General features: G+C 71.0%; 15 protein-coding genes. 6 read left to right on the top strand and 9 right to left on the bottom strand.

Features of this window, described 5'->3' with window-relative positions:
* Window positions 1-52 precede the first annotated feature (52 nt).
* The 3 genes from OG867_RS29245 to OG867_RS29235 all read left to right on the top strand — a co-directional run bounded on the left by OG867_RS29245 (window position 53) and on the right by OG867_RS29235 (window position 1,769).
* Entirely contained in the window at window positions 53-745 is a 693-nt protein-coding gene (locus tag OG867_RS29245) for a phosphatase PAP2 family protein (protein WP_406289869.1), read from the top strand.
* 72 nt (window positions 746-817) lie between these two features.
* Window positions 818-1,519 carry an HAD family hydrolase gene (locus OG867_RS29240; protein WP_406289867.1) on the top strand — a complete coding sequence of 234 codons (702 nt, stop codon included), beginning with the start codon at window positions 818-820 and terminating at the stop codon, window positions 1,517-1,519.
* Between the two features lie 70 nt (window positions 1,520-1,589).
* A complete protein-coding gene (locus tag OG867_RS29235) occupies window positions 1,590-1,769 on the top strand; it encodes a hypothetical protein (protein WP_328898964.1) in 180 nt (59 codons plus the stop codon).
* A gap of 139 nt (window positions 1,770-1,908) precedes the next feature.
* Here the strand turns inward: OG867_RS29235 and OG867_RS29230 are convergent, their stop codons facing one another.
* From OG867_RS29230 to OG867_RS29200, 7 genes are all read right to left on the bottom strand, one after another.
* Window positions 1,909-2,277: an ArsR/SmtB family transcription factor gene (locus OG867_RS29230; RefSeq protein ID WP_406289865.1), complete on the bottom strand. Its 369-nt coding sequence runs from the start codon at window positions 2,275-2,277 to the stop codon at window positions 1,909-1,911.
* A gap of 71 nt (window positions 2,278-2,348) precedes the next feature.
* Entirely contained in the window at window positions 2,349-3,428 is a 1,080-nt protein-coding gene (locus OG867_RS29225; protein WP_406289863.1) for an aldose epimerase family protein, read from the bottom strand.
* A gap of 95 nt (window positions 3,429-3,523) precedes the next feature.
* Entirely contained in the window at window positions 3,524-4,558 is a 1,035-nt protein-coding gene (locus OG867_RS29220; RefSeq protein ID WP_328898967.1) for a LacI family DNA-binding transcriptional regulator, read from the bottom strand.
* Window positions 4,559-4,667: 109 nt separating this feature from the next.
* Window positions 4,668-5,723: an ABC transporter permease gene (locus tag OG867_RS29215; RefSeq protein WP_328898968.1), complete on the bottom strand. Its 1,056-nt coding sequence runs from the start codon at window positions 5,721-5,723 to the stop codon at window positions 4,668-4,670.
* Entirely contained in the window at window positions 5,720-6,694 is a 975-nt protein-coding gene (locus tag OG867_RS29210; protein ID WP_406289860.1) for an ABC transporter permease, read from the bottom strand. The genes OG867_RS29215 and OG867_RS29210 overlap by 4 nt, the downstream gene beginning before the upstream one ends.
* Window positions 6,691-8,346 (bottom strand): sugar ABC transporter ATP-binding protein, encoded by a 1,656-nt coding sequence (locus OG867_RS29205; RefSeq protein WP_328898970.1) that lies wholly within the window; start codon window positions 8,344-8,346, stop codon window positions 6,691-6,693. Before OG867_RS29205 ends, OG867_RS29210 begins: the two co-directional genes overlap by 4 nt.
* A gap of 117 nt (window positions 8,347-8,463) precedes the next feature.
* Window positions 8,464-9,552: an ABC transporter substrate-binding protein gene (locus OG867_RS29200; RefSeq protein WP_328898971.1), complete on the bottom strand. Its 1,089-nt coding sequence runs from the start codon at window positions 9,550-9,552 to the stop codon at window positions 8,464-8,466.
* A gap of 510 nt (window positions 9,553-10,062) precedes the next feature.
* Here OG867_RS29200 and OG867_RS29195 point away from each other — a divergent pair.
* Together OG867_RS29195 and OG867_RS29190 are read left to right on the top strand one after the other, a co-directional pair.
* Window positions 10,063-12,507, top strand: coding sequence for a beta-L-arabinofuranosidase domain-containing protein (locus OG867_RS29195; RefSeq protein WP_406289858.1), 2,445 nt, complete (start codon window positions 10,063-10,065; stop codon window positions 12,505-12,507).
* A 148-nt stretch (window positions 12,508-12,655) separates the two neighbouring features.
* Window positions 12,656-14,926, top strand: a complete 2,271-nt coding sequence (locus OG867_RS29190; protein WP_406291217.1) for an AbfB domain-containing protein — start codon at window positions 12,656-12,658, stop codon at window positions 14,924-14,926.
* A gap of 50 nt (window positions 14,927-14,976) precedes the next feature.
* Here OG867_RS29190 and OG867_RS29185 read toward each other — a convergent pair whose 3' ends face one another.
* On the bottom strand, window positions 14,977-15,816 hold the full coding sequence (locus OG867_RS29185; protein WP_406289856.1) for a phytanoyl-CoA dioxygenase family protein: 840 nt from the start codon (window positions 15,814-15,816) through the stop codon (window positions 14,977-14,979).
* A 156-nt stretch (window positions 15,817-15,972) separates the two neighbouring features.
* Between OG867_RS29185 and OG867_RS29180 the strand changes: the two genes are divergently transcribed.
* A complete protein-coding gene (locus tag OG867_RS29180) occupies window positions 15,973-16,977 on the top strand; it encodes a LacI family DNA-binding transcriptional regulator (protein ID WP_328898974.1) in 1,005 nt (334 codons plus the stop codon).
* A 95-nt stretch (window positions 16,978-17,072) separates the two neighbouring features.
* Here the strand turns inward: OG867_RS29180 and OG867_RS29175 are convergent, their stop codons facing one another.
* Complete coding sequence (locus tag OG867_RS29175; protein WP_406289854.1) at window positions 17,073-20,345, bottom strand: LamG-like jellyroll fold domain-containing protein; 3,273 nt, start codon at window positions 20,343-20,345, stop codon at window positions 17,073-17,075.
* Window positions 20,346-20,552: the final 207 nt, after the last annotated feature.

Raw genomic sequence — 20,552 nt, 5'->3', positions numbered from 1 at the left:
TTCGGGCGCGCTGAAACGGCCGGAGGGGGCGCCCGTCGGCGAGGATCGTGCCATGCACATTCCGCTGCTCTCCCCCGTCGGCCGGGTCCGCGCCGCTTCGCGCCTCTCGCGGGCGGGCGCGGTCTGCGCGGTGCTCGGAGGTGCGGTGACGGCGCTGGTCGTCGCCCGGTGGCGGCCGCTCGTGGACCTGGACGAGCGGATCGCGGAGGCGCTGCACCGGCGGGCGGTGACCGAGCCCGGCCTCGTCCATGTCAACCGGTTGCTCACGGACTGGCTGTGGGACCCGTGGACGTTCCGCGCGCTGATCGCCGTCGCGGTGGTGGTCCTGTGGTGGCGCGGGACCCGGCCGCTCGCGGTGTGGGTGGTGGCGACGACGTTGCTCTCGGCGCTCGTCCAGCAGGGCGTCAAGGCTGCCGTCGGCCGGGACCGGCCGCAGTGGACGGACCCGGTGGACTCGGCCCACTACGCGGCCTACCCCTCGGGGCACGCGATGACGGCGACGGTGAGCTGCGGGCTGCTGCTGTGGCTGCTGCACCGGTCCGGCGTGCGGCGCGGGGTGTGGCGTGCGGCGGTGGGCGCGGCGGCCGTCTCGGTGCTCGGGGTCGGGCTGACCCGGCTGTACCTGGGCGTGCACTGGCCGTCCGACGTGCTGGGCGGGTGGCTCCTCGGGGCCGCGCTGACCGCCTTCGCGATCCGGGGCTTCGACCGCTGGTGCGCCGCCGCGCCCGCCCGCCGGCGGCTCTGACCGGGCCGGGCGCCGTCACCGCCGGACAGGCGCCCTTGCCCGGGGTCCACCGGTTCGGCGAGGATCGGTGCCATGCCGATCAAGGGTGCCCTCTTCGACTTCTCCGGAACGCTGTTCCGGATCGAGCCGGTCCGTTCCTGGCTCGCCGCGACCCTCGCCGAGCGGGGGGTGCGCGTGGACGGGGCCGCCTTCGAGCGGTACGCGGCGGAGCTGGAGGCGTTCGGCGCGCTGCCGGGCGGGCCCGGCCCGAAGCGGATGCCCGAGGAGCTGGCGGACGCCTGGGCGCACCGCGACGAGAGCGCCGAGCTGCACCGCGCGGTGTACACCGGCCTGGCCCGCCAGGTCGCGCTGCCCGACCCCGGTCTGTACGACGCCCTGTACGACCGGCATCTGCGCCCGGACGCCTGGCGCCCCTACCCGGACACGGCGGAGGTGCTGGACGGGCTGCGCGCGGCCGGTGTCCGGATCGGGGTCGTCAGCAACATCGGCTGGGACCTGCGCCCCGTCTTCCGCGCGCACGGCCTGGACCGCTACGTGGATGCGTACGTCCTCTCCTTCGAGCACGGCGTCCAGAAGCCGGACGCACGCCTCTTCCGCACCGCGTGCACACTTCTCGGACAGGATCCGGCGGATGTGGTGATGGTCGGTGACGACCGGCACGCCGACGGCGGGGCCGCGGCGCTGGGCTGCGAGGTGCGTTTTGTACGCCATCTGCCGGTGGATGAGCGGCCCGACGGGCTTCGGGAGCTCGGACTGACCGAGAAGGTTGCCTGAGACACATGTGAGAGATGTCCCTGACGCGCAATGGGTCGGATGGTCACACCGTGGCCTTAGCCTGGAGAACATGTCCCCGACTCCGTGCCCGTCCGATTCCGTGCGCCCCGCAGCAGTGGTGAATGAAGACATTCGCGACCTGTGGCGGCGTTCGGGCGGTCACCTGTCCCCGGAGGACGAGGAGCAGTACCAGCGCCTGCTGGTCGAGTGGGCCGCGGCGACCGGGGGCGGCGAGCGGCCGACGTTCTGAGACGTCCCGGTTCCGGCGATCCCCTGCGTCGCCGGAACCGGTCCGTGGCGGGGGTACAGCATGTCCCGTCGCGGCTGATCGGTCAATGAAGTATCACGGTCCGTGATGCGCCCGGGCCGTACGGTGCCGGGCCCCGCCCTCAGCTCTCGCCGAGGCGCGCCGCCTGGCAGGCCGCCGCTTCCAGGATGCGGTCGAGCAGCCCGGGAAACAGCGCGTCGAGGTCGTCCCGGCGCAGCCCGTTCATCTTGGACGTGCCCCGGTAGGTCTGCTGGACGATGCCGCTCTCGCGCAGCACCCGGAAGTGGTGCGTGGTCGTGGACTTGGTGACCGGCAGGTCGAAGCAGGAGCAGGTGAGCTCGGCCTCGGCGGCGGCCAGTTCGCGTACGACGCACAGCCGCACCGGGTCCGAGAGCGCGTGCAGAACCGCTTCGAGCCGGATCTCCTCACGGGCCGGGTGGGGCAGGGTGCGCGCGCCCGCTGCCGGGTCGGTGGTGCTGGCAGGGGTCACGGTCGCTCTCCGTATCGTCGCTCCGTCCGGGGCTCCCATACTACGAGACTCGTCGTAATTCGACTGCCCCCTCACCCCTGCGGGGCCGCCAGGTGCGGGAAGCGGTACTCGGTACGGCTGCGGAAGTGTTCGCCGGGGCGCAGGACGGTGGCCGGCTGGTCGGGGCGGTTGGGCGAGTCGGGGAGGTGCTGGGTCTCCAGGCAGACGGCGCTGTGGCGCTCGTGGTGGCCGCCGTCGGGGTCGGCGAGGGTGCCGTCCAGCTGGTTGGCGGTGTAGACCTGGATGCCCGGTTCAGTCGTCCACACCTCCATGACGCGCCCGCCGCCGGGTGCGGTGAGGCGGGCGGCGCGGCGGGGAGCGGCCGGTGCGTCCGGCCCGTCGAGGACCCAGCAGTGGTCGAACCCGCCCGCCCGGCGCAGCTGTTCGTGCGGCAGGGCGATCCGGTCCGCGAGGGTCTGCGGCTCGGTCAGGTCGAACGGGGTGCCGGCGACGGGCGCGGCGGGGCTCTCGGGGATGCCCTCGTCGTCCACGGGGAGATAGTGCCCGGCGTCCACCTGGAGGGTGTGGCCGAGGATGTCGCCCCGGTCGGTCAGGTCGAAGTACGCGTGGTTGGTGAGGTTGACGACGGTGGCGCGGTCGGTGGTGGCCTCGTAGTCGAGCGCGAGGGTGCCGGCCGCGTCGAGGGTGTACGTCACGGTCACGTCCAGCGCGCCGGGGAAGCCCATGTCGCCGTGGGGGCTGTGCAGCGTGAGCCGCAGGACGGCCGCCTCGTCCGTGGTGGTGGCTTCGGCCTGCCAGATCCGGGTGTGGAAGCCGTCGGGCCCGCCGTGCAGGGCGTGGCCCCGGTCGGTGGCGGGGACCTGGTGCTCCGTGCCGTCGAGGGTGAACCTGCCGTGCGCGATGCGGTTGGCGTAACGGCCGACCAGGGCGCCGAAGAACGGGTTCTTGCCCGTGTAGTGGTCGAGGGCGGGCAGCGAGCGGACCACCGAGGCCGGGGTGCCGGCGGTGTCGGGCACGGTGAGCCGGTGCAGGATGCCGCCGTAGGTGAGGATCTCGGCCCGGACTCCGGTGCCGGAGTCGAGCGTCCAGATGTCGACGTCCGTGGGTCCGTGGGCGCCGAACGGTTTGCTGTGCACGGTGGGGCGAGGCATCAATGATCCTTGGGGCGATCGGAAGGCCGGAGCGGCCGGACGGGCGGGCCGTGGGCGGTGGACTCCCCAGGGGTGGCGGGGAGTCCGGCCCGTGGCTACGGTGCCGCCGGTCCGGCGGCGGGCCGGGGAACGGTGGATTCGCGGACGACGAGCCGGTAGCCGGGCCGGGGCCGTCTGGGCTCCGCCGGCGGTTCGCCGGACAGGCGCTCGACCAGGCTGTCGACGGCGAGCCGGGCGATGGCCTCCTTGTCGGGCGCCACGGTGGTGAGCGTGGTCGCGCCGTAGAGGCTCTCCTCGATGTCGTCGAAGCCGACGACGGCGACGTCCTCGGGAATGCGCAGGCCGCGCTCGGTGAGGGTGCGCATGGCGCCGGCGGCGATGAGGTCGTTGTACGCGAACACGGCGTCGGGCCGTTCGCCCCGGTCCAGGAGCGCGGCCATGCCGGAGGCCCCGTCCTCGCGGCCGTAGCCGTCGGTGACGACGACCAGCGCCTCGTCGGGCTCGATGCCGGCGGCGGCCAGCTCCTCGCGCCAGCCGCGCAGCCGGAGGTGGGCGGGCTGGCGTTCGCGGCCGGTGCGGGAGCCGAGGAAGGCGATCCGGCGGTGGCCGAGCTCGATGAGGTGGCGTACGGCCTCGCGCGCCGCGGCGACGTTGTCGATGGCGATGTGGTCGTACGGGGCCTCGTACTCGCGCTCGCCGAGCAGGACCAGGGGCGCGGTCTCGGTGCGCGCCATCAGGTCCTCGGTCTCCAGGTGGATCGGGCTGAGGATGAGCCCGTCGATGACGTGGGACCGGAACCCCTGGCTGACGAGGAGTTCCTTCTCGCGCAGACCGCCGGTGTGGTCGACCAGGACGGTGTAGTCGTGCCGGGCGGCGGCGTCGACCACCGCGCCGGCCAGCTCCGCGAAGTACGGGTTGCCGAACTCGGGGACGGCGAGCGCGATGATCCCGGTGCGGCCCTTGCGCAGATGACGGGCGGTGAGGTTCGGCCGGTAGCCGAGCTCGTCGATGGCCTGCTGCACCTTGGCGCGCATCTTCGGTGTGACGTGCTGATAGTTGTTCACCACGTTCGACACGGTCTTGATGGACACGCCCGCCCGTTGCGCAACGTCCTTGAGGCTGACGCCCACGGCACTCCCTGAATCGACTTGTCGCGCGGTGAGGCGCGGTGGCCCGGCTCCCGCCGGTTCGGCTCGATCGGCTCGAACGGTGCCGGGGCCGTGGGGCCCCGGCACCGGTTCAGGTGGTTCTGCGGCTGCGCGCCAGGTAGCGCTGGGCCACGACGACAACGATAAGGAAGCCGCCGCTGACGACCGACTGGTACGAGGAGTTCAGCGAGCCGATCTGGTTGATCAGGTTCTGGATGACCTGAAGGAGCAGGACGCCCCAGAGCGTTCCGCTGATGGAGCCGGCGCCGCCGATGAGGAGGGTGCCGCCGATGACGACGGCGGAGATCGCGTCGAGCTCCATGCCCACGCCGAGGATGGTGACGCCGGAGGAGAGCCGGGCGGCGTTGAGCGCGCCGGCCAGCCCGGCCAGCAGTCCGCTGAGCGTGTAGACGAGCATCTTCGTACGGGCGACGGGCAGGCCCATCAGGGTGGCCGCGTCACTGCTGCCGCCGACGGCGAAGATCGACTGTCCGAACGAGGTGCGCTGGAGGAGGAGTCCGCCGAGGCCGAACAGCGCGAGGGCGATGAAGATCGGGTAGCCGAAGCCCCAGATCGCGCCCTGGCCGAGTTCCGCGAAGGCCGAGTCCTTCGGCACCAGGTAGGTGGTGGCGCCCTCGTCCGTGATCGCGAGGAGCAGCCCGCGCGCCCCGAGGAGGGTGGCGAGCGTGACGATGAACGGGGCCATTCCGGCGCGCGCCACGAGGAAGCCGTTGAGCAGGCCGATCGCACCGCACACCACGAGCGGCACCAACAGGGCGGGCAGGATGCCCCATTGGGAGGCCCAGGCGGCGAGCACCCCGCCCAGGGCGAAGACGGAGCCGACGGAGAGGTCGATGCCGCCGGTGATGATGACCATCGTCATCCCGAGCGCGACGACGGCCAGGAACGATGCCTGGACGGTCACCCCGCGGGCGTTGTCCAGGGTGGAGAACGTCGTCGGGTAGATGCAGGACGCGACGATCACGACCGTCAGGAGGACGACCAGGACGCCCTGGCGTTGCAGGAGTTCGGCGATCCGCCCGCCGGTCGCGCGCGGTGATCCGGCACCGGGCGCCGGCGTGGTGGCGCCGGAGGTCTTGCGCGGGGCCGGGGCGGAGGGCGCCGGGGCAGGTGAGGTTTCGTTCATCGGGACCGACGCTCCCGGGCGACGTAGACGGCGGCGATGATGATGGCCGCCTGGGCGATCTGTGCGGTGGAGTCGGGCAGGTCGTGCTTGATGAGGGTGGCCCGCAGCAGCTGCATCAGCAGGGCGCCGGCGACGGTGCCGAGGACCCGGATGGAGCCGCCGTTGAGCGGGGTGCCGCCCACCACGACCGCCGTGATGGCGGAGAGTTCCATGAGGGTGCCGAGCGAGGAGGGGTCGCTGGCGGTGAGCCGGGCGGTGGCCAGGACTCCGGCGAGGGCGGCGAGCACCCCGCAGAGCACGTACACCCCGATGAGCACCCGCCGCACGGGCAGCCCGGCCAGGGCGGCGGCGGAGCGGTTGCCGCCGATGGCGACGACCTGGCGGCCGAACGTGGTCCGGGTGACGAGGAAGGCCACGGCGACGGCGAGGACACCGGCGATGAGGACGACCAGCGGGATGCCGAGGAACGAGCCGGTGCCCAGGGACAGCAGGTCGGGGTTGACGATCTGCTTGAGCTGGCTGTCCGCCATGACCAGGGCGAGGCCCCGGCCGCCGACGAACAGGGCGAGTGTGGCGACGATCGGCTGGAGGCCGACGAGCGAGACCAGGGTGCCGTTGACCGCTCCGACGAGGGCGCCGGCGAGCAGCGCCATGACGAGTGCGGGGACCAGCCCGTAGCCGAGGTAGAGCGGCAGCAGCGCGGCGGCCACGGCCATGGTCGAGCCGACGGAGAGGTCGACGCCCTCGGTGCCGATGACGAGCGCCATGCCGAGGGCGACGATGACGATCGGGGCGACCTGGACGAGCTGGGTGCGCAGGTTGTCCACCGTCATGAAGTGCTCGGTGAGCAGGGCGTTGAAGACGAGGACGACCGCGACGGCGAGGTAGACGCCGTACTCCTGGTACCAGGCGGGGTCGCGCAGCCGGGCGAACGGCCGGGCTGCGGGGGTGGTGACTGCGGCCTGGGTCATCGGGGGTCCTCCTTCGCGGCCGGCGCCTTGTCCGCGGCAGCCGGTGAGTGGTCGGCGAGCACTTCGAGCAGATGGCTCTCCGCCACCTCGTCGCCCGCCAGTTCGCCCGCGACCGCTCCGCCGCGCAGGACGACGATCCGGTCGGCGCCCTCGATCAGTTCCTCGATGTCGGAGGAGATGAGCAGGACGGCCAGGCCCTCGCGGGCGAGGTCGTCGATGAGGCTCTGGACCTCGGCCTTGGCGCCGACGTCGATGCCCCGGGTGGGTTCGTCGAGCAGCAACACCTTGGGTTCCAGGCAGAGCCAGCGGGCCAGCAGCACCTTCTGCTGGTTGCCACCGGAGAGCTCGCCGACCTTCTGCTCGGGGCTCGCCGCCTTGATCCGGAGTCGCTTCATGAAGATGTCGACAATACGGTCCTGCTTGGCACGGGAGACGATGCCGGCGCGGGAGAGCCGGGGCATCGCCGCCAGCACGATGTTCTCGCGGACCGAGAGGCCGGGCACGATGCCCTCGGCCTTGCGGTCCTCGGGCAGCAGGCTGATCCCGGCCCGGATGGCACCGGCCGAGGTGAGGCGGCGCAGGGCGCGTCCGGCGATGCTCACCTCGCCGGAGTCCAGGGAGAGCGCTCCGGCGATGGCCTTCGCGGTCTCGCTGCGCCCGGAACCGAGGAGTCCGCCGAGGCCCATGACCTCACCCGCGTACAGGTCGAGGGAGATGTCGTGCAGCTGGTGGTCGCGGGAGATGCCGGTGGCGGTGAGGACGGGGGTGCGTGCGGCCTCGTGACCCTCGGAGCCGAAGTTGGTGAGCCCCTCGCGGCGTACCTCGGCCATGTCGCGGCCGAGCATCATCGAGACGAGCTGCATCCGGTCGAGGTCGGCGAGGTCCCCGGTGTGGATGTGCTTGCCGTCGCGCAGGACGGTGACCCGGTCGCAGATCCGGTACAGCTCGTCCATGCGGTGGCTGACGTAGAGGACGGCGATGCCGCGGCCGCGCAGGTCCTCGATGACCCGGAAGAGGGTCTCGACCTCGCGCGGCTCCAGCGAGGAGGTGGGTTCGTCCATGATGACGACCTGGGCGTTCACGGAGACGGCGCGGGCCATGGCGACCATCTGCTGGGTGCCGATGCCCAGGGTGTGCAGGGGGCGCTTCGGGTCGACGCGGACGCCGAAGCCGTCGAGCAGTTCGCTCGCCTCGCGGTACATCCGCTGGAAGTCGATCAGGCCGAAGCGGTTCTTGGGTTCGCGGCCGAGGAAGATGTTGCGCGCCACGCTCATCAGCGGGACGAGGTTCACCTCCTGGTAGATCGTGGAGATCCCGGCCTGCTGGGCCTCGAAGGGCCGGTTGAAGGAGACCTCTTCACCGGCCAGCCGCAGTGCGCCCTCGTCGGGGCGGTAGACACCGGTCAGCACCTTGATGAGGGTGGACTTCCCGGCTCCGTTCTCCCCCACCAGGGCGTGGGTCTCGCCGGCGCGCAGGGAGAACGAGACGCCGTCGAGGGCGACGACGCCCGGGAACCGCTTGCTGACCGAGCGGGCCTCCAGGACGGCGGGTGCCGCTCCGGCCTCGTCCGCGAGGGCCGTTCCGGTCGCGCTGCTCTCCTTCACGTCGGCGGCCGGCTCCGGCGGCTGCGGTACTGCTTCGGGTGGTGCCATGGCTGGTCTTGGCCTTCCGCTCTTCCAAGGATGGGGGCCCGGTGGCCGCCGTGACGGGGAGCGCCACGGCGGCGGTGAACCGACGGAGCCGGTACGGGCAGATGGGGCCGGCTGAGATCAGAAAGCGTTGCCGATCGTGGCCTTGGCGTTGGACTCGTCGTATGAGCGGTCGCTGATGATGACGTTCTCGGGGATCTCCTCGCCGCCGTAGAACTTCTGGGCGGTCGCGAAGGCCAGCGGACCGAAGCGCGGGTTGGACTCGATGACGGCGTTGTACTCACCGTTGACGATGGCCTGGACGGCGTTGCGGGTGCCGTCGACGGAGACGATCTTGATGTCCTTGCCGGGCTTCTTGCCGGCGGCCTTCACCGCGGTGACGGCACCGAGGCCCATCTCGTCGTTCTCCGCGTAGATGGCGGTGATGCCGGGCTTGGACTGGATCAGCTGCTCGGTGACCTGCTGGCCCTTGTCGCGGGCGAACTCACCGGTCTGCTGGGCGACGATCTCCATGCCGGGGGCCTTGGCCTTGAGCTGGTCCACGAAGCCCTTGGTGCGGTCGGTGGTGACGCCGTTGCCCGACGAGCCGAGGAGGATGGCGACCTTGCCCTTGCCACCGGTCGCCTTGATCATCGCGTCGGCGGCGCGCTTGCCCTGCTCCACGAAGTCGGAGCCCAGGAAGGACACGTAGTCCTTGCAGGCGGTGGCGTTGAGCTTGCGGTCGATGGTGAGGACCGGGACCTTCTTCGCGGCGGCGGCCTTGAGGGCCGGCTCCAGGCCGTCCGAGTTCAGCGGGGCGACGATGAGGAACTGGGCGCCCTGGGCGAGCATGTCCTGGATGTCGCTGATCTGCTTGGGCAGCTGCGACTGGGCGTTGGTGGTGAGGACCTTCTTGACGCCGAGCTTCTTCGCCTCGTCCTTGATGGACTGGGTCTCGGCGATGCGGAAGGGGTTGGCCTCCTTCTCCGACTGGGAGAAGCCGACCACCGCGTTCTTCAGGTCGAGCTTCGGCGCGCCGTAGCTCTGGAGCGAGCAGCCGGAACCGGACGACGACTCGGGGGTCTTGGCCGCCTGTGCGGCCTGGCTGCTGTCGCTGCTCGCGTTGTTGTCCGAGCCCTCCGACTTGGAGCAGCCGGAAACGGCCAGCGTGGCGGTGGCGGCGAGGACGCAGGCCACGGCGAGGGTACGGGATCGACGCTGGATCATCATGCGCGGGAGCTCCTTGGCGGGATGACGGCACGCCGAGGGGCGTGCGGTCGGTCATGGCTGGACGATGCATCGGCCGCTGCGCGGCGGCTGATGTCACTGCACTCACGACCCCGCTAGGAGACGGCCCCTAGCTGCACAAACTGCGGTCGTGAGAGCCTGCGCGGCCTCTCGGCGGCTCGGTTTACAACGTTATATAGGCGGTGCGGCACGGGCGGCAAGAGCGTTGTCGATGCGTTTCCAAAATGTGTCGGAGCCGCTTCGGGCTCGCGCGGCAGCCGGGCCCACGCGATGCCGTCGCCCCTCTGGACAGCCGCCCGACGGCGTGCTGTCATACCGCCGGAACCCCATTTTCCAACGTTGCAGAAAAGTGCCGCGCCCTCCGTACGGATCGCGAAGGCGCTCTTCGTCATGCGCGCGGCCGGTCCGTGCGGCCGCGCCGCGACAGCACTCTCTTGTCATGCGCATTCCCACGCCGGAGTTGCATGTCCGGCAGAGCAGGAGCCCTCCCCCATGCCCCTGAACCGCAGACAGCTCGTGACCGCCGCGCTCGCCACCGTCGCCGCCACCACCGCGGCCGGCCGCTGGTCGGCCACCGCGACCGCCGCCGAGCACCGGGTGCGGCCCGCGCACGGCGGCCACTACTCCCCCAACGCCGCTCCGCTGCACCCCACCGCCTTCCTGAAGCTCCCGCCCGGCCAGGTCACCGCGCGCGGCTGGCTCGCCGGACAGCTGAAGCTCCAGCTCGACGGGTTGTGCGGCCGGTACGAGGAGTTCTCGCACTTCCTCGACTTCTCGGCCACCGGCTGGGTCCGCCCCGAACTCGGCGGCTGGGAGGAGGTCCCGTACTGGCTGCGCGGCTACACCGACCTGGCGATCGTCACCGGCGACGCGACAGCGCTGGCCTCGGTGCGCCGCTGGTTCGACGCGATCCTGGCCACCCAGCAGTCCGACGGGTTCTTCGGCCCGGAGGCGCTGCGCACCTCACTGAACGGCGGCCCTGACTTCTGGCCGTTCCTGCCGCTGGTGCAGGCGCTGCGCTCCTGGCAGGAGTACACCGGCGACGCCCGGATCATCCCGTTCCTGAGCCGGTTCTTCCGGTACATGAACGCCCAGGGCCCCGGCGCCTTCAACACCAGCTGGATCGCCCTGCGCTGGGGCGACGGCCTGGACAGCGTCTTCTGGCTGTTCAACCGCACCGGGGACACCTTCCTCCTCGACCTCGCCGACAAGATCCACACGTACGGTGCCGACTGGGGCGACAACCTGGTCAACCCGCACAACGTGAACATCGCCCAGGGCTTCCGCGAGCCCGCCCAGTACGCGCTGCGCAGCGGCTCGGCGCAGGACACCCGGGACACGTACGGGACGTACGGCAAGGCCATGGACCAGTACGGGCAGTTCCCCGGCGGCGGATTCGCCGGGGACGAGAACGCGCGGCCCGGGCACGGCGACCCCCGGCAGGGCTTCGAGACCTGCGGGATCGTGGAGTTCATGGCCAGCCACCAGCTGCTGACCCGGATCACCGGCGACCCGCTGTGGGCCGACCGCTGCGAGGAGCTGGCGTTCAACTCGCTGCCCGCCTCGCTCGATCCGTCGGGCAGGGCGATCCACTACATCACCAGCGCCAACAGCGTCGACCTGGACAACGTGCCCAAGTCGGAGCGCCAGTTCCAGAACGGGTTCGCCATGCAGGCGTTCCTGCCGGGTGTCGACCAGTACCGCTGCTGCCCGCACAACTACGGCATGGGCTGGCCGTACTTCACCGAGGAGCTGTGGCTCGCCACCCCCGACGGGGGCCTGGCCGCCGCCATGTACGCCGCCTGCGAGGTGACGGCCAAGGTCGCCGACGGCACCGAGGTCACGTTCACCGAGGAGACGGACTACCCCTTCACGGACGCGGTCACCCTCACCCTGAAGGCCCCGAAGCGGCTGGCCTTCCCGCTGGTGCTGCGCGTCCCGGCCTGGTGCGACGCCCCCGAGATCGCGGTGAACGGCCGGCGCGTCGACGCCCCGGCCGGCCCCGCCTTCACCCGCGTCGACCGCACCTGGGCCGACGGGGACCGGGTCACCCTGCGCTTCCCGCAGCGCACCACCGTACGCACCTGGGCGGACAACCGGGGCTCCGTCAGCGTGGACCACGGCCCGCTCACGTACTCGCTGCGCATCGGCGAGACGTACGAGCGCATCGGCGGCAGCGACCAGTTCCCCGAGTACGCGGTCCACGCGACCGGCCCGTGGAACTACGGGCTCGTCCTGGACGCGAAGAAGCCCGCCGCGTCCCTGCGCCACCACGGCGCGCGCAGGGTGAAGGCCGGCAACCCCTTCACGCTCGACGGCACCCCGCTGTCCATCACCGCGAAGGCGCGCCGCATCCCGGAGTGGACGGCCGACGACGAGCACGTGGTGGCCCCGCTCCAGGACTCGCCCGCCCGCAGCACCGAGCCCGTGGAGGAGGTCACCCTCGTCCCGATGGGGGCGGCCCGGCTGCGCATCACCTCGTTCCCGACCACGGACCCGGGCGCGGAACCGTGGCTCGCGGACCGCTGGTACCGCATCCGCAACCGCCACTCCGGCAAGGTGCTCGGCGTCGACAACATGTCCATGGACAACAGCGCGCACGTCGTGCAGTTCGGGGACACGGGGACCGACGACCACGACTGGCGGCTGGTCGCGGAGGGCGACGGCTGGTACCGCGTCCGCAACCATCACTCGGGCAAGGTGCTCGGCGTCGACAACATGTCGATGGACAACAGCGCGCACGTCGTCCAGTTCGACGACAGCGGCACCGACGACCACCTCTGGCAGCTCGTCCCGGACGGCGGCGGCTGGTATCGCATCCGCAACCGCCACTCCGGCAAGGTCCTCGGCGTCGACACCATGTCCACCGCCGACAGCGCCCATGTCGTGCAGTACGACGACAACGGCACCGACGACCACCTCTGGCAGCTCGTCTGATTCCCGGCGCTCCGCGCCCTCCCCCATACCGCTCCCGTCCCCGGGGGCCGCACCGAATCAAGGAGACGAACCTGTGCACCGTTTACGAGTACCCGGCCGAAGGCCGTGGTGGAGACGGGCGATCGCGACGACCGGCCTGCTGGCGCTGGTGTCCTCCGCCCTCGTCGGGGTCGGCGCCTCGCCGGCCGGCGCCGCGTCCTGGTCGCCCAAGACCCCGCCGATGACGACGCCCTGGACCAACCAGGTCCCGGTCGACAAGCCGCTGCCGGAGTACCCGCGCCCGCAGCTGACCCGGTCCGACTGGGCCAACCTCAACGGCATCTGGGACTTCGCGGTCACCGGACGGGACGCCGGGCAGCCGTCGTCGTGGCCGGACCAGATCCGGGTGCCCTTCGTCGCCGAGTCCGCGCTCTCGGGCATCCAGCGCAAGGTCACCGAGAACGACAAGCTCTGGTACAAGCGCACCTTCACCGTGCCCTCGAACTGGAACGGCCGCCGGACCGTGCTCAACTTCGGCGCGTCCGACTGGCAGACCACGGTCTGGGTCAACGGCACCCAGGTGGGCGCGCACAAGGGCGGCTACGACTCGTTCTCGTACGACATCACGCCGCAGCTCAACGGCGGTACGAACACGATCGTGGTGTCCGTCTACGACCCGACGCAGACCGGCGGCCAGGCGGTCGGCAAGCAGCGCATCAATGATGTGCAGCCGCACAGCGGGGGCGGGATCTTCTACACCGCCGCCTCCGGCATCTGGCAGACGGTGTGGCTGGAACCGGTCGCCGCCGCGCACATCACCCGGCTGGACATGACGCCGAACCTGGGCGACAGCACCCTGCGGGTGAAGGTGCAGGCCGACTCGGCGTCCGGGCGGGCGGCCAGGGTCACCGTGTCCAGCGGCGGCACCGTGGTCGGCTCGGCCACCGGTACGGTCGGCTCGACCGTCTCCGTACCGGTGCCGAACACGCATCTGTGGACTCCGGACGACCCGTTCCTCTACGACGTCAGGGCGGAACTGCTCGACGGTTCGGCGGTGACGGACTCGGTCGGCAGCTACACCGGGATGCGGTCGATCGCGATCGCGAAGGTCGACAACGTCCTGCGGCCGGTCCTGAACGGCAAGTTCGTCTTCCAGACGGGCACCCTGGACCAGGGCTACTGGCCGGACGGCATCTACACCGCGCCGACCGACGCCGCCCTGAAGTCGGACCTCCAGGCCCACAAGGACCTCGGGTTCAACATGGTCCGCAAGCACATCAAGGTCGAACCGCAGCGCTGGTTCTACTGGGCGGACAAGCTGGGGCTCCTGGTCTGGCAGGACATGCCGGCCATGGACACCGGCAAGTCCCCGAGTTCGGCGGCCCGCACCCAGTGGGAGACCGAGTTCCACGCGATCATCGACCAGCACCGCAGCTCGCCGTCGCTGGTCATGTGGGTGGACCAGAACGAGGGCTGGGGGCAGTACGACCAGGCCAGGATCGCGAACGAGGTCAAGGCGTACGACCCGACCCGGCTGGTCGACAACATGAGCGGGGTCAACTGCTGCGGCTCGGTGGACGGCGGCAACGGTGACGTGGTCGACAACCACATCTACGTCGGCCCCGGCAACACCGCGCCGACCGCGACCCGGGCGGCCGTCCTCGGCGAGTTCGGCGGCCTCGGCTACAAGGTCCCGGGGCACGAGTGGTTCCCCGGCGGCGGCTTCAGTTACGAGGACCAGCCGAGCATCTCCGCGCTGAACGACCGGTTCGTGGGGCTGATCGACGGCATCCGGATCGGCCAGCTCCCGGCGGGCCTCTCCGCCTCGGTCTACACCGAGATCACCGATGTGGAGAACGAGGCCAACGGGCTCCTCACGTACGACCGCCAGGTCGTCAAGGTGGACACGGCGCGGGTGCGGGCCGCGAACCAGGCCCTGATCAACGCCTCGAAGAACCCGGCCCCGCCGGTGACCCTGCCCACCGGGGGCTACAAGTCCCTGCGGGTCACCACGCCCGGCTACACCAACAAGTATCTGCGCCACCAGGACGCGCTGGCCTTCACCGAGGTGGTCGACGGCAACAGCGGCGCGCTGCTGAAGAACGACGCCACCTGGAAGATCGTGCCGGGCCTGGCGAACGGCAACTGCTACTCGTTCGAGTCGCGCAACTACCCGGGCGAGTATCTGCGCCACCGGGACTTCCGGGTCCACCGCGACGCGAGCGACGGGTCCGCGCTCTTCAAGGCCGACGCCACCTGGTGCGCGGTCGCCGGCAATGGCGGTGTGCGGCTGACCAGCGCGAACCTGCCGGGCAGCTACATGCGGCACATCAAGTCGGAGGTGTGGCTGGCCACCCCGGGCGGCGGGCACGACTGGGACAACCCGGCCACCTTCACCGAGGACACCACCTGGGCGGTGGAGGCGCCCTGGGCACCCTGAGTTGAGATGAGGACCGGGGTCCGGCGGCCTGCCGCCGGACCCCGGTTTCCTTATGCGTCCCCCATGACCAGGCCCTCGATGGTGTGCTTCTGCACGAGGGGCACGAGCTCGTCGACCACCGGGCAGCCCAGGTGCGCCCGGACCCGCTCGGGCAGCGACTCCCAGAAGCCCCGGGTGACCGCCATGTCGTGGTGGCCGTCGTTCCCCGCGCCCGGGGCGTCCACGCCGAGGACCAGGACCGGGCGCGGGTCCTGCGACTGGTTGGCCGTACCCCGGTGGATGGTCAGGGCCGACCGGGCCGAGAGGTCGCCGCGCTGCGGGTACTTGCGCTCGGCCAGGGCCTCGTAGCGCGGGTAGTCCTCGCGGCGCGGGAACATCGCGTGCCCGAAGCGGGCGTCGTCGTCCCACTGGGTGCCGGGCGCGATCTCGAACGGGCCCATGTCCGCACGGGTGTCGACGGCCGTGAGGTTGAAGGCCAGCGAGGTGAGCCTGCGGTCGCGGCGGGTCTCCTCCGGCATCGGGAAGTCGCGGTGCCACGGCTGGTTCACCGCCCCGGCCAGCGGCACGTCGAAGCCCAGCTCCACGATCCGGTAACCGGGGCCGAGGACCGCCTCGCTCACCGCGCGCACCCAGGGGTGGTCGACCAGGTCCACGAAGCCGCGCAGCTGCTCGGGGTGGATCTCCACGTAATAGCGGTGCGGGCCGCGGCCGACCGCGCCGCCCTCCCGGCCGCGCGCCTCGGCGAACGCCGCGTCGATGTCCTCGCGCATCCGGTCGGCCCACCGCGGGCTGAACGCCCCGCGACAGGCGGTGATCCCGGCGCCGTACAGGTCGCGCACCGCGTCCTCGGCGGGCGGGAACGGGGCGGTGGTGGTCGCGGCCTCGGTCATGGTGTGGTCCTTCCTTCGTTCGGAGCACCCTCATATTGCAACGTTGCAACCAACGTGGCAAGAGTCTGTGCGGGCGGACCTCGCACCACCTGTTACGGTCACTGCGCACAGGGCGCGGGCGCCTTCGCCCGCCGGCAGAGAGCAGGAGCACCGAACGTGGCAGCGAGACTCAAGGACGTGGCCGCGCTCGCCGGTGTGTCCGTCAGGACCGTCTCCAACGTGGTGAGCAACACGGCCGCCGTCGCCCCCGGCACCCGGGCCCGGGTGCTCGCCGCGGTGGAGGAGCTGGGCTACCGGCCCAACCTCGCCGCCCGCAACCTCCGCCAGGGCCGCACGGGGCTCATCGGGGTGGCCGTCCCGGAGATCCACTCCCCCTACTTCGGCGCGTTGACGGGCCTCCTCATCGACGCCGCCCAGGAGCGCGGCTGGACGGTGCTCGTGGAGCGCACGGGGGGCCGGGCGGACCTGGAGCGGCGGCTGCTGGACGGCTCCGAGGGGCACCAGGTGGACGGGCTGATCATCAGCCCCTGGTCGACGCCCCCCGCCGAACTGTCCGCGCTCGCGGGCGGCCTGCCGCTCGTCGTCCTCGGCGAGCTCGATCCGCACGGGTCCATCGACCATGTGGCGCTGGACAACGTGGCGGCGGCCCGGGACGCCGCCCGGCATCTGGTGGCGACGGGCCGCCGGCGGGTCGCCGCGATCGGACTCCAGTCCGCGCTGGGGCACGGCACGGCCGAGCTGCGGGCCGAGGGCTTCCGGCGGGGGCTCGCGGAGGCGGGGCTGAGCCCGGTTGCCGAGGTGGAGGTGGCGGACCTGCACCGGGCGGAGGGGGCGCGGGCGCTGCGTGAGCTGCTGGAGCTGCCGGAGCGCCCGGACGCGGTGTTCTGCTTCAGCGACGAACTGGCCCTGGGGGCGCTGCGGGCGGCCGGTGAGCGGGGGGTGCGGGTGCCCGGGGACCTGGCGCTGGTGGGCTTTGACGACATCGAGGACGGGCGGTTCGCCACGCCTTCGCTGACCACGGTGTCGCCCGACCCGGCGCAGATCGCGGAGCGGGCGGTGCAGTGTCTGAGCGAGCGCGTGCTCGGGCGGCTCTCGGGGCTGGCGGCGCGCCGGATCGTGGTGCCGCACCGGCTGCTGGTGCGGGAGAGCAGCGGGGCCTGAGCATTCCCGGGGGGCGGTCTCCGGGCAGCCGGAAGCTCCCGGCGGTGCGGGCTCGTGCCGCGCACCGCCGGGAGCGGTCCTGGGAGCGGGAGTGCTTACGCCTTCCCGCCGTCGTACAGCGCGGTCACCTCCTGGTCGGTGAGCGCCTTGTCGTACACCTGGACCTGGTCCACGGAGCCGTTCCAGAAGTCGGTGTTGTTGCCCGACCACTTGGCGCGGCCCACGGACAGGGCACCGCTGCTGACGTCGGCCGATCCGGCCGGGGCGGTGGAGGCGAGCTTGCCGTCCACGTACAGCTTAATCTCGTCACCGCTGCGGACGCCGACCACGTGGTACCAGTGGCCGAGCTCCGGCTTCATGTCCAGGCGGGCCCGGTGGGCGCCCGGCGTGGAGAAGGCGAACCCGCCCTGGCCGTACTGCAGGTAGAACGGGTTCTCCTGGCGCCGGCCGTCCTGGCTGACGATGGTGCCGTAGTTGCCCGGGAGGGCGTCCAGGGAGGCCCAGGCCGAGACGGTGTAGTCGCCGGTGGTGTCGACCACGGGGCCGTTGGTCTCCGCGTACTGGCCCGCACCGTTGAACTTCAGCGCCGAGCCGTGCACGCCGCTGGTCCAGGACGCGCCCTCGGAGAGGGTGAGGTCCTTGTGGTTCGGGCCGCTGTCGGCGGCCTTGGTGCCCTTGTTCTCGTCCAGCGACCAGGAGCCGCCGCCCTTGACGGGGGTGCGGGTGCCCGCCGCGGCGCCGGCGGCGATGACCTCGCGGTTGACCTTACGGACCTGGGCGGCGTCGACCTTGATCTCGCGGCGGTCGTACGTCCAGAGGCCGTTGAGCTCGTTCTCCAGGTCGGTCACCTGGGTGTAGATGGAGCCGGAGAGTTCGGCGCCGGCCGCCTCCAGGTAGTACTTGCGGGTGTTCTCGACGTACTTGGCGGTCAGCGCGGCCTTGTCGGCGACACCGCTGTAGATCGCGGTCGGGGCGCCGGGCCACATGTGACCGGGCATCCGCAGGGTGAAGCCGCCGTGCTCGCCGTCCATCGCGGCGCGGTTGGCGTCCGGGAAGGCCGGGTCGGTGTTGTTGTAGTCGTGGTGGTCGATGATGTCGCCCTTGCCCGAGTCACCCTTGGAGTTGCAGCAGTTCACACCGCTGTGGGCGTTGACGATGCGGGAGGGGTCGGCGGCCTGGACCTGCTCGGTGATCTTGCCGGTCTCGGTGCGGTCCCACTCGCCCCAGCCTTCGTTGAAGACGATCCAGGAACCGATCGAGGGGTAGTTGTGGAGCTGCTCCATCTCCTCGGCACCCTGGTCGATGAAAGCCTGGTGGCCCTTCTCGTTGGTGAGGTTGCCGGAGACGAAGTCCTGCCACACGAACAGACCGAGCTGGTCGGCGTGGTAGTACCAGCGGGCGGGCTCGACCTTGATGTGCTTGCGCACGGAGTTGAAGCCGAGATCCTTCTGCGCCTTCAGGTCGAAGACCAGCGCGTCGTCACTGGGCGCGGTGTTCAGGCCGTCCGGGTAGAAGCCCTGGTCGAGCTGGGCGAGCGAGAAGAACGGCTTCCCGTTGAGGACGATCTTCTGGTAGCCGCCGACGTTGGCGATGCCGACGGAGCGCATGCCGAAGTAGCTGTCGACGGTGTCCTTGGAGCTGCCGTCCTTGAGGGTGACCTCCAGGTCGTACAGGTACGGGTCGTCCGGGGACCACAGGTGCTGCTTGGCGACCGGGAGGCTCAGCTCGCGGTTGGCCGGGCCGCTGATCCTGCCGACGACCTTGCCCTTCTTGTCCCGGGCCACGGCGGTGACCGTCGCGGACTTCGAGGCGTCCTCGGAGTTGACCGTCAGGGCAAGGTTGCCCTTGTCGATGTCCGGGGTGGTCGTCAGGGAGTCGACGGCCGCCGGGGCGACGGGCTCCATCCAGACGGTCTGCCAGATACCGGACGAGGCGGTGTAGAAGATGCCGCCCGGGTTGGCCGACTGCTTGCCGGTGGGCTGGTCGGCGCCGGTGGTGTCGGTGACCCCGACGACGATCTCCTGCGGGCCGCTGCCCTTGATCGCGTCGGTGATGTCGGCGGTGAAGGCGGTGTAGCCGCCGGTGTGCTCGGCGACCTTCTTGCCGTTGACCCAGACGGTCGCCTGGTAGTCGACGGCACCGAAGTTGAGCTTCAGCCGGTTCTTCTTGCCGTGCTTGTCAGCCTTGACGGCCCAGTTCTGCGGGACGGTGACAAGCTTGCGGTAGAACATGTGGTCTTCGTGGCGCTCCAGGCCGGAGAGCTGCGACTCGACCGGGTACGGCACGGTGATGCGCTCACCGAGCTTCTTGCCGAAGACGGGCTTCTCGCCCGCCTTGGCCCCGGCGAACTCCCACTGGCCGTTGAGGTTCTTCCACTTGTCGCGCACCTGCTGCGGCCGCGGGTACTCGGGCAGCGGGTGGTTGCGGTCGACCTTGTCGCCCCACTTGGTGGTGAGGCGGTGCGTGGAGTCGTTGGTGGCCGTGCGGTTGATCTCGGGGACGGTCTCGCCGCCCGACTTCAGGCCGGCCTTGCCGTCGTACGCGATCGTGACGCGCTGGCCCTTGAGGACGGCCGCGTCCAGCTTGACGACGATTTCCTTGCCACCGCGGACGCTGACGGACTTGACCGGCATCGGGGTGGTGTCGGCCTCGACGGTGAGGTGGTTCTTCAGGTCCGCGTAGTCGCTGACCTTGTCGTCGAAGACGGCGTGCAGCTCGGTACCCTTGTCCGGGACGCTCAGCCCGACCGGGTAGACCTCGAAGTCGGCGGGCGGGGTGAAGGCGGACTCCGGGACGACCTGCTTGGCCAGCTTCGCGCTGGACCAGCGCAGGAACATGTTGGCGCCGCCGGTGTCCTGGAACATCTCCAGCTTGAACTCGTGCGCCTCGCCGGCCTTCAGCGATATCGGCTTGCTGGTCTGCTCGTTGTCCCAGTCGGGCTCCCAGTGGTCGATGACGGCCTTGCCGTCGATGAACAGCCGGAAGCCGTTGTCGCCACTGGCGGAGAAGGTGTAGTCACCGTCCTCGGGGGCGGTGAGGAAACCGGTCCAACGGGCCGTGGTGTTCTCGGTCCGGCCGGTGGTCGACTCGAACGTGCCCGTGAGACCGGGGAAGTTGATGTTCGGGTCGAGGGCGACTCCGCCGAGCTTGTCGAAGTCCCGCGCGCCGGGCGCGGACATGCTGAAGTACTCACCCTTCAGCCCGTGGACCTCGGTGGCCGGGTTTCCGGCCTTGAACGTGGTCGAGGCGGCGCTCGCGGGGGCGGCCGCGGCGGCCGGGACGAGCGTGGCACCGAGGGGGATCAGCAGCGCGGCGGCGCAGGCCGCCGTCCTGAACAGAGCGCGGGGGTGGGGCGTTTGTGGTCTCAAGGCGTCGTCCTGTCGAGAGAGCTCAAGTGCCTCGAACCTGTGAGGCACAGCACACAATCGAACATTGAGCCACAGCATCAAACGTAAAACAACAGTCGTGCGCGAGGATTTTTCAACGATAGAAAGCACGGTCGGTACGAGCCGGTCGGCGGGGCCACGCAGACCGCCCCCTTCGCACACCTTGGGTGCGAAGGGGGCGGCCGGGGC

Origin of the sequence: Streptomyces sp. NBC_00209 (genome assembly GCF_045206345.1) — a bacterium.
Taxonomy (GTDB): domain Bacteria; phylum Actinomycetota; class Actinomycetes; order Streptomycetales; family Streptomycetaceae; genus Streptomyces.
Note: the sequence above shows the minus strand (reverse complement) of the source record. Positions and strands in the feature narration are given on the sequence as shown.